This is a genomic window from Rhodococcus sp. NPDC060176 (assembly GCF_042728675.1).
GTDB lineage: Bacteria > Actinomycetota > Actinomycetes > Mycobacteriales > Mycobacteriaceae > Rhodococcus_F.
In genome coordinates this window covers 182,112-194,959 of the sequence record NZ_JBHWYS010000001.1, presented here as the reverse complement: position 1 = coordinate 194,959, position 12,848 = coordinate 182,112, and the positions used below count along the sequence as shown (strand labels likewise).

The window sequence follows — 12,848 nt, the reverse complement described above, 5'->3', positions numbered from 1 at the left end:
GATGGACGAATTGTTGCAGCTCACTGACGCCGGCACTGCATACGACGGAGCACCTGAATTTCGCGGAACATGCTGTGCCGGTGGCCCAGATCGCGCCTACGGCGGCCATGTCGTCGCGCAGGCCCTGCTCGCTGCGCACCGCACCGTCGACCCTGTACGGTACGTGAACTCGCTTCACGCGTACTTCCTGTCCATGGGTCGACCGGGCGCCGAGGTGCAGTACCGAGTGCGAATCCTCCGAGACGGTGGCACCTATGCACTACGAGAGGTGACCGCCTTCCAGGGCGGCAATGCGCTGCTCTCACTGACCGCATCCTTCAAGAAGGAGGAGTTCGGACCCGATCGCCACATTGCGATGCCCCACGTTCCCACACCGGAATCAATTCCGGCACAGAGCGAATCCGTTGATCGATTCTGGTCGGGCATCACATCCTCGGCCATTCGCAAGGCAGTGCAGGTGCGCCCGATCAGCGGAGATTCAGCCGACGACGCCGCTGCCGACCACGGCGGTGGCAGGGACCGCCGCATGTGGATTCGCATCGCAGGCGATGTATCGAGCGATCACGGGATGCACTCCGCCGCACTCGCGTTCTGCTCGGACCTCACGCTGGCGCGAACCGCCGCCCTCGGCCATCTCGACCTGCTCGGCGGTGGAAGTCCGTCCCAGAAGCTTTTTCTCACTTCACTCGATCACGCCGTGTGGTTCCACCGCCCTTGCCGAACCGACGAATGGTTGCTGTTCGTTCAACGCAGCCCCACGTCGGGAGACGGACGGGGTCTGGCCAGTGGCGAATTCTGGACTCGCAACGGAATTTTGGTTGCCACGGTCACTCAGGAAGTTCTTCTTCGCGAAAAGTACGCACCAACTATCGACGCGCGGCCGAAGCTCGCCGCGACCATTCAGGCAGGTTAACTACGTCAGGAGTAGATGTGCACGGAATGCCCTTCATGCCAGTATCTCTCGATTACCCGGATGTTGCGTTCGACGCTATTCTCGCCGGCTCGGCACGCGCCTACGGAGACCGTGTTGCTCTACGTGACGGCGACGAGGCTCTCACGTTCACCGAACTCTACGATCACGCACTCCGAATAGCGCAAGGGTTGTCTGACAGGGGCATTCGTCCTGGCGATCGCGTAGTTCTCCTGATGCCCAATTCCCTGTGGTACCCGGTCGTCTACTTCGGAATTCTGTGTGCGGGAGCCGTGGCGTGCCCGATCAACCACACTCAGCCGACGAATTCACTGCGAGAATTATTGGCAGAGTTCGCACCTCGAGCCGCAGTGGTTCACCCGACCAGTGTGGCAACACTCCATGAGGCACAGAACTCGGCCCTCGAATTCACCGTCGTCACTCCCCCGACCGCGGCCGCCCCGGAGAACTGCCCGTCGCAAGACCGCGCAACCGGGGACGTCGATCTCGCTCAACTTCTCGAGTCGCCCGCCCTCACCCGGAGACTGGCAAGTTCACAAGGCGTCGCGCATCTTCAGCTCACCGGCGGCACCACCGGTCGCTCGAAGGGCGTTCAGGTTCTGCACCGCAATCTGGTGGCCAGCACGATTCAGACCACAGCGTGGCGTAGCTCGTCTCTTCCGGAAAGCGACGAAGACGGTGGGATTCGGATGGTTCCGGTACCCGCTGCTGTACACGAGAATTCGGAGCGAATGGGCGAAGGGGTAATTGCCGTCGTCGCACCGTACTTTCACGGACTTGCCCTTGTCGGACAGTGCAATCACGTGCTTGCCGGTACCACTACCCTCGTACTGGGCAGGTTCGATCCACACGAGTACCTCGCGACCATCGAGCACCTCGAGATCGACAGACTGATCGGCGCACCGGCGTTCTACCACCTACTCCTCGAGGCCTCGACCACATCGACTCACGATTTGAGTTCGGTGCGTTCGGTGTTCTCAGGTGCCGCACCCATCGACACGACCACGTTGCGTCGCATGGGCGAGACATTCCCGAACGCGAAGGTCATCGAGGGTTACGGGCTCAGCGAGGCGACAACCATTCTCACCAATCAACTCAACAACCCAGATGCGCGATCACCGATCGGCAGTGTAGGCCTACCGGTCTTCGACACACGAATCTCACTGCGAGACATGGAGACCGAAGAAGAAGTCGCTACCGGCGAAGTGGGCGAGATCTGGGCGAGTGGACCGCAGGTCACCGCCGGGTACTTTGCCGCACCCGAACTGACCGCGCTCCAATTTCGTGACGATTGGCTCAAGACCGGAGACTTGGGCAGATTCGACAGCGAAGGCAATCTGTTTGTCGTCGGCCGGAGCAAGGACATGATCATCTACAAGGGGTACAACGTATATCCGGTTCAACTCGAGGAGGTGCTGTGCTCCCACCCCGGCGTCGCGCAGAGTGCGGTGATCGGCAGGGCCAAGCCCGAAGTCGGACAGATCCCGGTGGCTTTTGTCGTCAGATCAGCTGACACGAAGGAGGTTTCGGAATCTGAACTCGTGAAATACGTGAGCGGGAAGGTGGCTCCCTATCAGCGCATTCATGCAGTCGAGTTCATCGACGCACTACCTTTGACTGCAACGGGAAAAGTGCAGAAGTCGAGGTTGTAACTCAGCACGGTTAGGCCAGGGCAATCAGGTGAGTGGTTTCCCGCCCGTCACGCCGATGACTTCCCCAGTGGTGTAGCTGGATTCGCCGGATGCGAGAAATACATAGGCGGGTGCAAGCTCAGCCGGCTGACCTGCCCGCCCCAGCGGAACGTCGTCCCCGAATGTCTCGAACTTCTCCTTGGGCATCGTCGCCGGAATCAGTGGCGTCCAAATCGGTCCAGGTGCAACGGCATTGACCCTGATCCCCTTTCGTGCGACATCGGCGGCCAGCCCCTTGGTGAAGTCGATGATTCCGGCCTTCGTCGTGGCGTAATCGAGCAACTCGGGAGAAGGAGACGCACCTTGGATGGACGAGGTGTTCACGATCGTCGATCCGGGCTTCATCTTCGCAATCGCAGCCTTGGAGAGCCAGAAGAGTGCGTAGAGGTTGGTTTTCATCACACGGTCGAATTGTTCGGTGGTGATATCGGCGATACCACCCATCTGCACCATCTGAAACGCTGCGTTGTTCACCAAGATGTCGAGTCCACCTAGTTCACTCACGGCGGTTTCGACCAATGCAGAACAATGTTCCTCACTTCGGAGATCTCCCGGCACCGAGACGGCTTTCCGACCTGCCTCTTCGACCCAGCGAACGGTTTCCCGAGCGTCTTGTTCTTCGTCGTCGAGATAACTCAGGACAACGTCAGCGCCTTCCCTCGCAAATGCAATCGCGACCGCTCGTCCGATTCCCGAATCTGCTCCGGTGACGATCGCACGCCTACCTTCGAGTCGACTACTCCCCCGATAGGTCTTTTCACCGTGGTCTGGAGGAGAGATCATGTCTGCGGTGAGACCGGGATGGGCGATCTCGGACTGCCGCTCACGTTTGGGGACAGGAAAACGCGTCGTCGGGTCCTGCATTTCGTACTGGTCCGGCATGTCGGTGCTCCTCGGTTGACGCAGTTTCTGGATGTACTTCTGGCTGGACGCACTGCACATGCCACCTTCCCGCCGAATAAGATTCGAAACCTCGGAGTGCTCGGCATCTCACTCGTCCAGGCAATGACAATCCCTTCATCTTTCGTGGTTACTACGCGGTAGGTCGGGGTAGCCCGCGTAGCGGCGGTGGATCCGCGGCCCGCGGAGCACTCGTCGAGCAGAAGCTGAACATCACGTAAAGCACGCACCGACGAAGGGACGACCCCGTTATGAGTAACTCCGAAACCACGGCTGACTTGATCACGCAGCTGCGAATCCTGCTGGGTTTGACGAACGCCGAAATTCAGGTCGCCGAAACACGCGTCGCGCAGGCTAGAACCGAAGCTGTTCGACGCGAACTCACGGAAAATGCAGAGAACGGTCGCGAAAGGGCCGGTTCGATCGAGGCCACCATTCGCGATCTGGGCGGAGTACCCGAACTGATCGGTCCGTTCATCGGACGGGCGACAGCCGGAATGAAAGCAATGGTGGAACAGGCTCAGCCCTTCGACGAGGCGATCCTCGGCGACCTCGGGCTCGAACATCAGCTCCTCGACCGTTCCCGCTACCTCAAGGCCCTGGCCACCGCGGGCGGCGATCAGACCGTCGCGACATTGGCCGACCGACTCATCACTGCACATTCGGCGACTGTGGACTGGCTGACGACCGTCCTGGCTGAGGAGGCACTCGGCGGACCGGCAGCTTTGCGGCGCACTCCGATGCAAGCTGCCACCGGCGCGGCGATACGGCTGGTCAACGTTCCGGTCTCCTGGTCCACTCGCGGTCTCGACCGTGCCATCGACGCTGTCCGCACCTCGCCGCCGGTATTGGGTGAGCTGATCAGCTGGGGCGCATATGCCGGCGATGTGACTGTGAAGACGCTGTCGGCCAGTAGGGATGCGGCTATTGCCACTGCAGAGAAGGTCACTCGTCGAGAGGGTGCCGACGGTGCCGCAGATGTCTTCCGTTCGGTACGGAAGTCGAGTGGGCTCCTCGAGCCCACGGAACTTCCCATCGAAGACTTCGACGAACTCAACGTCGCCCAAGCCGTCTCCGCGGTGAAAGAACTGACCGAAGCCGCACAGGTGCAAGATATCGTCGCCTACGAGGAAGCGCACAAGAACCGACACGGCGTCGTCTCCGCTGCTCAGGCAAGACTCGCGGCGATCGCCCAGGAAGTCGTCGGAATCAACTAGAGCACTCGATCGAGAAGCTCTGTGTCTGACTCTTGGAACCGGATGCGCGAGAGTTAGACCTACGAGACCGAACTGAAAGGCACGAAACATGGTCGAAGTCACCCGAAAGTTCACCGCCGAAGTACCGATCGAGAAGGCGGCCGCGTTTCTCCGCGACTTCGCCAACGCCCCACTGTGGGATCCGGGCACCGAGAGTTGCACCCAGACCTCGGACGGTCCGATCGCAATCGGAACCCAGTGGCACAACGTGTCCAAGCTGTTCGGCATCGGCACCGAACTGACGTACACCTTGGTGACCGACGAACCGACTCACGTCGTCCTCGAAGGCAAGAACAAGACCGCTACCAGTACCGACGACATCACCTTGACCGCGATCGGCGCAAGCTCCACCGAAATCAACTATCGAGCGAACGTCGAATTCAACGGCGCGGCCAAGATCGCCTCCCCACTCCTGAAAGCGGGATTCGAGGCCAAGGTGGCACCCGAAACAGTCAAGAAGATGACGAAGGCTCTCGAAGCCCTCTGATCAGTGCAGCGCGCGCGGAATCGAGAATTTTCTCGGAGAGATGAGAGCCCTTGGTAGCTCGCGAAAGAACTAGTGCACCGAGCATGGTGGAGAGCCGGACAAGACCGTCCGCGTCGTTATCGGCTTCTTCGTCGGCTCGTTGGTCGGCAAGGGCTGCGGCAAAATCCCCCACTCCCTCCGTGTAAACCCGACGGGCCTCGCTGTCTGCAGGCTCGCGCGCCATGTCGGCCGCGAGTGCGGCAGCGGGGCATCCGTCTGCCGGGTTGTCGCGATGCTCCACGGAGAGGTAGTTGTCGATCAGGGCTTGCCGAGCCTCGTCACGTTGCCCGGCATGCCTTTCCAGTCCCGCAGCGTGCAGCTGAGTCAGTTCCGCAAAGGCATGGGCGGTCGCTTCGTCGATGAGCGCGTCCTTGGACGCGAACTGCTTGTAGAAACCACCGTGGGTCAGCCCCGACGCCTTCATCAAGTCGGCAACGCTCAGATGAGTGCCCTTCTCCCGGAACAGGCGAGCTGCGGTTTCCACGACGCGCCGACGGTTCTCTTCCGCTTGTTGCTGCGATACGCGGCCCATCAAAACGCCTCCCTGTTTGGATTTCACTTGACATCTATCTTAGCTCGAACTTAGATTTGATTCATAATCTAATTGTCGGGGCCGCCGACGCTAGCCACAACACTGGGAGAATCATGGATCTGAACAAGACGGTTGCCATCGTGACCGGAGCCAATCGCGGGCTCGGACGCCATCTGGCCGCGGGACTCGTCGAACGCGGCGCAAAGGTGTACGCGGCCGCCCGCAATCCGGAAACTGTCGATCTGCCCGGCGTGATCCCCCTGAAATTGGATGTGACGGACGCCGAATCGATCGCGGCTGCGGCACGCATCGCCTCTGATGCGACGTTACTGGTGAACAACGCAGGTATCTCTACCTCGGCACCGTTGATCGTCGGCGACATAGATGACGTTCGCCGCGAGCTGAACGTCAATTTCTTCGGCCCACTCACCGTGACCCGAGCATTTGCTCCCGTCATCGAAAACAACGGCGGCGGAACAGTACTCAATGTTCTTTCGGTACTGTCCTGGTTCCATCCGGCCGCACTGGGGTCTTACGCGGCATCGAAAGCCGCGGCATGGGCGATGACCGACGCCGTTCGTGAAGAACTGGCGCCGCGTGGAATCTCCGTCTCGGCACTACATGTCGCATACATGGACACCGACATGGCCGCGGGCGTACCCGCCGAACAGAAAATCGATCCTGCCGATGTCGCCACTCAGGCACTGGACGGCATCGAAAGCGGGTTGGCCGAGATCCTCGCTGACGACACCACCCGATACGTCAAGCAAAGCCTGTCCTCGTCGAACTCCGCATGACCAAGATCTTGTTGGCGGGTGACACTCATCCCAGCGCTTTGAGACTGGCCAATCTGCTCAAAATCGGTGCCCGCCAAGCCTCGAGGTCTTCCGGACCGTTCTCTTCCCACAACTCGTGCAACTCGGACGTGTCACTGTCGGAGACTGCGCGCTCGAGAGCGGCGAGGACCCACGCCTTCTGCTCCGGACTCAAGGTTTCGACATAACCGGCGGCATCAATTTCGCTTAGCTGCACAGGCTTCGGCGCAACCCCGTGCGCAACCGCAAGGATCTCGGCGACAGCGATCGCTGTTTGAGCATCATCGGCATCGAGGTAACCGTCGTCGGGGTGGCGTGCGTAATCGTCGATGTCGTAGTCACCCGCTTGTACTGCGCTGAGCAGGTCGCCCGCTACGTCGTTGTCGAAAGGTCCTGAACCCCAAGTCCCCATGCCGTCACTCCGATCCGTGCCCTCGTTATCCGTCGCACCGATAGTAGTGAATCACTGGCCACAGCGAGGATCCTCGGGATGGAGGGCGCGTTCACCGGATATCGACGTCAGCGCAACGGGACGCGAATGATGCGGTCGTCGCCAGTTTTCGGATCGCCACGACCGTCCGTGTTGTTTGTCAGTATCCACAGCGCCCCATCGGGAGCGATGGCAACGTCGCGAAGGCGTCCGTACGTGTCGACAAACTGCTCGTCAGCCGTTGCGGGGTCGGTCAACGGCACAGCCCGGAGTCGCTCACCGCGGAGATTGGCGATGTAGATCGTGCCGTCGTGGATGACGATTCCGCTAGGGCTGGCATCATCAGGTGACCATTGTTGGAGCGGGTCGATGAATCCGTCTTCGCCCGCAATCCCTTCGACCTCGGGCCACCCGTAGTTTCCGCCTGCTTCGATTTTGTTGAGCTCGTCCCAGGTGTCTTGCCCGAACTCGCTGGCATACATCGTGCCGTCCTCGGTCCAGGCAATGCCCTGCGAGTTGCGGTGACCGTAGCTGTAGACAAGCGAGTTCGGAAACGGGTTATCTTGCGGCACATCACCATCCGGGGTCATGCGAAGGATCTTCCCGGACAACGAATCGAGATCCTGAGCCCGGTCGCGACTACCGGCATCACCGACGGTGGCGTACAGCATCCCGTCCGGGCCGAACGCGATGCGACCTCCGTTGTGGTAGTTGGCCGAAGCGAGGCCGTCGAGAATCGTCTCAGCCGGCCCGAGGGCAAGCGCTCCGGGATCGCCGGTGATTCCATAACGCTCGATCCGGTTTTCCCCGTCGGCGGTGAAGTACACATACAGGTCGTTTTCATGTACAGCGATCCCGAGGAGACCACCCTCGTTCCTAGGGCTGACGCCGTCAATAACTCCCACCTCACGGGCGCTTCCGCTGCCGTCGACTTCGAGGATTCGCGCGGTGTCGCGCTCACTGACAAGTGGCGTCTGGCCATGGAAAGCGATCGACCAGGGCGCGTCCAAGCCGTCGGCGAAGCTCTCGGGTTCACCGAACGCCGCGGCGGGTGCCGATCTTGTTGCAGTGCTTACCCCCGGACCAGGCCCTTCAGTGTCCTCGGTACTGCAAGCAGTCATCAAGGCTGATACGAGCACCGCGGCGCCAAGTCCTCGGATCTGTCGTCGTGTCATGGGCGCCTCTCCCCGGTTCAAACAGTATCTACCCCGACGGTAGCGCGAATTGGTCCATGAAACGGGAACGGCTCGGCGTTCGGCACCGCCGCGACCGATCAAGGAACACCTCCGCTACCGTCGGGGGAAACTCCTGGTTCACCGAGTTGCGTACGCACTGATCACGGTGACTGCGCACAATCCCTGAGGTGAGGATCATTACTTCGTCTGGTGTGCAACCTCTTTGAACCGACCTGGGCGTCGCACAGGCATACCTCGGCCGACTCGCGCCCACATTCGGCAACCGATTGTAAGAGTGCATGTTTCGACACGAACCGCAACCGTGTTACTTCACAGCAACGACACCTGTCTCAACCTACGGTTGCGTACTGAATTCCTTGTGGGGCAGGCTTTCTTGTGTACCGCTGACGAGCCGTATTGCTGACAACACCGTATTGCTGACAACACCAGGGTCGGAGAACAATGGGTCACTACAAAAGCAACGTGCGCGATATCGAGTTCAACCTGTTCGAGGTACTCGGGATCGGCGAACTGTTGGATGCCGGTACTTACGGGGACCTCGACACCGACACTGTGCGCAACATTCTTGCCGAAGTAGCGAGGCTGGCGGAGGGCCCGGTCGCCGCATCCTTTGCCGACGCGGATCGGAACCCTGTCGAATTCGACGCACCCAACCACGCCGTCGTGGTCCCGGAACCTCTACGCAAGACCGTCGAGGCGGTGAACGAGGCTGGTTGGTCGCGGCTCGGACTACCGGAGGGCATGGGCGGCGTTCCTGCTCCGGCGCCGTTGGTCTGGGCGATCGGCGAAATGTTGGTCGCGGCAAACGGATCGGCGAGCTTTTTCAACATGGGTCCGCTGATGGCGAGCGTGCTCTACAGCATCGGCAACGAACAGCAAAAGCACTGGGCCAAAGAAGGATTCGAGCGTGGCTGGGCCGGAACGATGGTACTGACCGAACCCGACGCCGGATCCGATGTTGGCGCAGGCCGAACGAAAGCAATCGAGCAGAATGACGGCACGTGGCACATCGAGGGTGTCAAGCGGTTCATCTCCGGCGGCGACGTCGGAGACACTGCCGAGAACCTCTTCCACTTGGTGCTTGCCCGCCCCGAGGGAGCCGGCCCCGGCACCAAGGGGTTGAGCCTATTCTACGTTCCGAAGTTCCACTTCGATTCGAAGACACTCGAATTGGGCGAGCGAAACGGCGTCTACGTCACAGGCGTCGAACACAAGATGGGCCTCAAGTCTTCCCCGACCTGCGAACTCACATTCGGGGCGACTGACGTCCCCGCCGTCGGCTGGCTCGTGGGTGATGTTCACAACGGTATCGCCCAGATGTTCCAGGTGATCGAGAATGCCCGGATGATGGTGGGTACCAAAGCTACCGGAACGTTGTCCACCGGCTATCTCAACGCCTTGGAGTACGCAAAAGAACGAATTCAAGGCGCGGACCTCACAGAACTGACAAACAAGACCGCACCCCGCGTGGCCATCACCCACCACCCCGACGTCCGACGCAGTCTGGCGATGCAGAAGGCGTACGCCGAAGGCCTCAGAGCGGTTTACCTCTACACCGCCGCACATCAGAACGCCGATGTCGCCGAATTGGTTTCGGGCGCCGACGCCGAATTGGCGGCACGAGTGAACGACCTGCTGCTGCCCATCGTCAAAGGCGTCGGATCCGAGAAAGCCTACGAACTGCTCACCGAGAGCCTGCAGACTTTGGGCGGCTCCGGTTATCTACAGGACTACCCCATCGAGCAGTACATCCGCGATGCCAAGATCGACACCCTGTACGAGGGCACGACGGCAATCCAGGCGCAGGACTTCTTCTTTCGGAAGATCGCCCGTGACCGTGGCGTTGCGCTCGCTCACGTGGCCGGTCGCATACGAGAGTTCATCGACAGCGAGGCCGGCAACGGTCGTCTCAAGGCCGAGCGAGTCTTGCTCGAAACCGCATTGACCGACGTGCAAGAGATGGCAGGGACGCTCACCGGCTATCTGATGGGTTCCCAAGACCAGCCTTCCGAGTTGTACAAAATAGGCCTCGGCTCGGTGCGCTTTCTGTACGCGGTGGGTGACCTGCTCATCGGATGGCGACTACTCGTACAGGCCGAAATCGCGCTGGCAGCCTTGGATCGCGACGCGTCGGAAAAAGACCGGTCCTTCTATCGCGGCAAGGTGGTCATCGCGTCGTACTTCGCGAAGAACATATTGCCCATCCTGGCGTCGACGAAAGAAATCCTGGGTTCCCTCGACAACGAGATCATGGAACTGGAGGAAGAAGCGTTCTGACAACGTGCCACAGTGAAGGCATGCACATGCCCGAAATCGACTACGCCGAAGTCTGGAGATTCCCGATCATTGGACCAGACGCAGCAGACGACGTCCCTGCGAAATTCGTTGATGCCTGTCAGGCCGTGGGCCGAGATCTGCAGTGCCGCTGGCACGGCCCTTCTACCTACATGCAGAACTGCGTGTGGACGGTGTCGATGCTCGATGACGGCTACTGTCACCTCGCGCTCGACGCTGGTCCGCGACCGAAGTACAAGAGTGCAGGAACCAGCCCACTGAGGGGCTTCGGGTTCGGCGGGCCACACATCGAACAGCCTGCGCAGGAGCTGAGGGCTCTGATCGCCGGAGAAGTCCAAGATGAGCTGGCCCGCGGATTTCCCTTTGTGCACTGGCCCATTGAGAAAGATCGATTTTTGATGCCGACACTACGAGACGGACGCGCGGTGTGGGTGGTTCGCAGCTCGGATCGCATAGTCGCCGAGATCGGCAAACTCTGCTCGAGATGAGAATGCTTGCTGCGTGATTCAAGCCTGATCGAAAAACGGTGACGGAATCTTGTTGGAACGGTAAGAGTCTCTGCTCCGGTTCGGCCGCCAGAGACGCCAGTGTTTTGTGGACAGCCGGAACGGGAGATGGTCTTGTAGGTGACGCGCACCGGGCGACAACCGTTCGTCTGCAGGTAGGTTGAGCCACAGGGACAGTGAAGACGCGGCGTTGCCGAATGTTGCGCGAATTCCAGAATCCCCCAACAGCCGACCATACCCGTCAACAGCGAAGTGGCCGAACGCGTCCGGAGTGACATCGGGGTACGGCGCGCTGGTGCTCGGGTCGATTAGACGCACGCGCGCACTGTAGGTCAATGCCGCGAGCGAACGCCCGTAGGCCGTCACGGCCTCGGGGCCGACCGCAACGAGGGCATCGAGCGCTTCGTTGACGGATCCGGCCGCCACGTTCCATTCGGTATGGGTTTGCGCTTTGTGGCGGGGCCCACCGAAGAGTTCGGCGGCAAGCGATGACACCTGGTCGGTCGGCACTTGCGGTGCACCCTTGTAGATTTCGAACGTCAACGACGGCAAAGACACTGGTTCGGTGCAGGCCTGCGAGAACGTGTGCAGGCACTGAAATGCCTTGTCAGGACTCTTGACTCGAAACGAGTGCGCACCACCCGCAGACGCCGGCAAACCGTCGTACGTCACTACTTCCGGCAACGTGATGCCCTGCGTCCGCGCCATCACAAGTTGGTCAATCGCGCGAGCACTATCTCTGCTGATTCCGCAGTGGCATGGCGATACCCGGTGCCGGCCCACAGGTGCATGCGCTCGGGATCGCTCTGCGCAACAGCAGCTTTGCGCATCGGGTTGGTCAGATGATGGATCGCCGGATATCCGATGGGTGCCAATGCGTCGTAGCGGTCGATGAACTCGTTCCGAAGTGCCCGTGCGGGACGTCCCGTGAAAGCTCGTGTGACGACAGTGCTTCCGCGTAATGTGTCGGCCAAAGCTGCCTTGTGTGGAGCCGAGGCACCACTCTCGTCGGTGCGAAGCAGCACAGTACCGACTACCGCGGCCTCCGCTCCGGCGCGTACTACCGCTGCGACGTCGGCGGAGGTCGCCAGTCCACCGGCCGCCAAGAGCGGAACCGACGTGCGGTGACGGATCTGCGCGATAAGTTCGACGATCGGTGTTTCTGCCGGAACCTGCAGGGGAGTAATGGTTCCGGAGTGACCACCGGCAGCCGAGGATTGAACGACCAGAAGGTCAGCTCCCGCGTCGACCGCAAGAACTGCCTCTGCCTCCGAAGTCACGGTCAGCACGACAACTGAACCGGCCGCGCGCAGCGCCTTGACGACGGCGGGCCGAGGAAAGCCGAAAGTGAAGCTGACCACCGGAACCGGGGTTGCCAGGAGCAGATCGATCTTGTCCTCGAAATAGTCGTCGTCCTCGACCGGTTCGCCCTGGGCAAGTGTGACGCCGTAACGATCCGCCTCGACCTGGATCGCCTGGGCGTAGGTTCGGAAAGCGTCGGCGTCGACTGGTACCGGGTTGGGCGCAAAGATATTGACGCCGAACGAAACCCCCGCGGCACGAACGATGTCGATCTGGTCGGCCAGAGCCTGTGGCGTCTTGTACCCGGCGGCAAGGAAGCCGAGACCGCCAGCCCGAGAAGCAACTGCGACGAGAGCCGGCGTTGACGCACCGCCGGCCATGGGAGCCGCGATGACAGGGACCTTCAGGTCGAGATCGGTTGTGAGTGCGCTCATTCGAACATCTCCAGTCCTTCGACGGATAGTGCTC

The 12,848-nt window shown here is 60.8% G+C and carries 13 protein-coding genes; 7 read left to right on the top strand and 6 right to left on the bottom strand.

Annotated elements, in window-relative coordinates; all coding sequences use genetic code 11:
- Nucleotide 1 precedes the first annotated feature (1 nt).
- Together ACFWEM_RS00915 and ACFWEM_RS00910 are read left to right on the top strand one after the other, a co-directional pair.
- Nucleotides 2-913 carry an acyl-CoA thioesterase gene (locus ACFWEM_RS00915; protein ID WP_378530279.1) on the top strand — a complete coding sequence of 304 codons (912 nt, stop codon included), beginning with the start codon at nucleotides 2-4 and terminating at the stop codon, nucleotides 911-913.
- A gap of 35 nt (nucleotides 914-948) precedes the next feature.
- Nucleotides 949-2,583: a class I adenylate-forming enzyme family protein gene (locus ACFWEM_RS00910; protein WP_378530277.1), complete on the top strand. Its 1,635-nt coding sequence runs from the start codon at nucleotides 949-951 to the stop codon at nucleotides 2,581-2,583.
- 24 nt (nucleotides 2,584-2,607) lie between these two features.
- Here the strand turns inward: ACFWEM_RS00910 and ACFWEM_RS00905 are convergent, their stop codons facing one another.
- Nucleotides 2,608-3,504 (bottom strand): SDR family oxidoreductase, encoded by an 897-nt coding sequence (locus tag ACFWEM_RS00905; RefSeq protein WP_378532692.1) that lies wholly within the window; start codon nucleotides 3,502-3,504, stop codon nucleotides 2,608-2,610.
- Nucleotides 3,505-3,773: 269 nt separating this feature from the next.
- Here ACFWEM_RS00905 and ACFWEM_RS00900 point away from each other — a divergent pair, with 269 nt between their 5' ends.
- On the top strand, nucleotides 3,774-4,739 hold the full coding sequence (locus tag ACFWEM_RS00900) for a ferritin-like domain-containing protein (protein WP_378530275.1): 966 nt from the start codon (nucleotides 3,774-3,776) through the stop codon (nucleotides 4,737-4,739).
- Between the two features lie 88 nt (nucleotides 4,740-4,827).
- Nucleotides 4,828-5,265, top strand: coding sequence for an SRPBCC family protein (locus ACFWEM_RS00895; RefSeq protein WP_378530273.1), 438 nt, complete (start codon nucleotides 4,828-4,830; stop codon nucleotides 5,263-5,265).
- Here ACFWEM_RS00895 and ACFWEM_RS00890 read toward each other — a convergent pair.
- The gene (locus ACFWEM_RS00890) at nucleotides 5,231-5,836 is read right to left on the bottom strand and encodes a TetR/AcrR family transcriptional regulator (RefSeq protein WP_378530271.1); all 606 of its coding nucleotides are present in this window, start codon (nucleotides 5,834-5,836) and stop codon (nucleotides 5,231-5,233) included. The genes ACFWEM_RS00895 and ACFWEM_RS00890 overlap by 35 nt on opposite strands.
- A gap of 113 nt (nucleotides 5,837-5,949) precedes the next feature.
- On the opposite strand from ACFWEM_RS00890, the gene ACFWEM_RS00885 reads away from it, so the two are divergent.
- Nucleotides 5,950-6,633, top strand: a complete 684-nt coding sequence (locus ACFWEM_RS00885; protein ID WP_378530269.1) for an SDR family oxidoreductase — start codon at nucleotides 5,950-5,952, stop codon at nucleotides 6,631-6,633.
- 25 nt (nucleotides 6,634-6,658) lie between these two features.
- Here ACFWEM_RS00885 and ACFWEM_RS00880 read toward each other — a convergent pair whose 3' ends face one another.
- Both ACFWEM_RS00880 and ACFWEM_RS00875 read right to left on the bottom strand, forming a co-directional pair.
- Complete coding sequence (locus ACFWEM_RS00880; RefSeq protein ID WP_378530267.1) at nucleotides 6,659-7,063, bottom strand: DUF4259 domain-containing protein; 405 nt, start codon at nucleotides 7,061-7,063, stop codon at nucleotides 6,659-6,661.
- Between the two features lie 107 nt (nucleotides 7,064-7,170).
- The gene (locus tag ACFWEM_RS00875; RefSeq protein WP_378530265.1) at nucleotides 7,171-8,256 is read right to left on the bottom strand and encodes a PQQ-dependent sugar dehydrogenase; all 1,086 of its coding nucleotides are present in this window, start codon (nucleotides 8,254-8,256) and stop codon (nucleotides 7,171-7,173) included.
- A gap of 462 nt (nucleotides 8,257-8,718) precedes the next feature.
- On the opposite strand from ACFWEM_RS00875, the gene ACFWEM_RS00870 reads away from it, so the two are divergent.
- Both ACFWEM_RS00870 and ACFWEM_RS00865 read left to right on the top strand, forming a co-directional pair.
- Nucleotides 8,719-10,554 (top strand): acyl-CoA dehydrogenase, encoded by a 1,836-nt coding sequence (locus tag ACFWEM_RS00870; RefSeq protein WP_378530263.1) that lies wholly within the window; start codon nucleotides 8,719-8,721, stop codon nucleotides 10,552-10,554.
- A 26-nt stretch (nucleotides 10,555-10,580) separates the two neighbouring features.
- Nucleotides 10,581-11,060, top strand: coding sequence for a hypothetical protein (locus ACFWEM_RS00865; RefSeq protein ID WP_378530261.1), 480 nt, complete (start codon nucleotides 10,581-10,583; stop codon nucleotides 11,058-11,060).
- An 18-nt stretch (nucleotides 11,061-11,078) separates the two neighbouring features.
- Here ACFWEM_RS00865 and ACFWEM_RS00860 read toward each other — a convergent pair whose 3' ends face one another.
- Together ACFWEM_RS00860 and ACFWEM_RS00855 are read right to left on the bottom strand one after the other, a co-directional pair.
- Complete coding sequence (locus tag ACFWEM_RS00860) at nucleotides 11,079-11,789, bottom strand: hypothetical protein (RefSeq protein WP_378530259.1); 711 nt, start codon at nucleotides 11,787-11,789, stop codon at nucleotides 11,079-11,081.
- On the bottom strand, nucleotides 11,786-12,814 hold the full coding sequence (locus ACFWEM_RS00855) for an NAD(P)H-dependent flavin oxidoreductase (RefSeq protein WP_378530257.1): 1,029 nt from the start codon (nucleotides 12,812-12,814) through the stop codon (nucleotides 11,786-11,788). The genes ACFWEM_RS00860 and ACFWEM_RS00855 overlap by 4 nt, the downstream gene beginning before the upstream one ends.
- Nucleotides 12,815-12,848 lie beyond the last annotated feature (34 nt).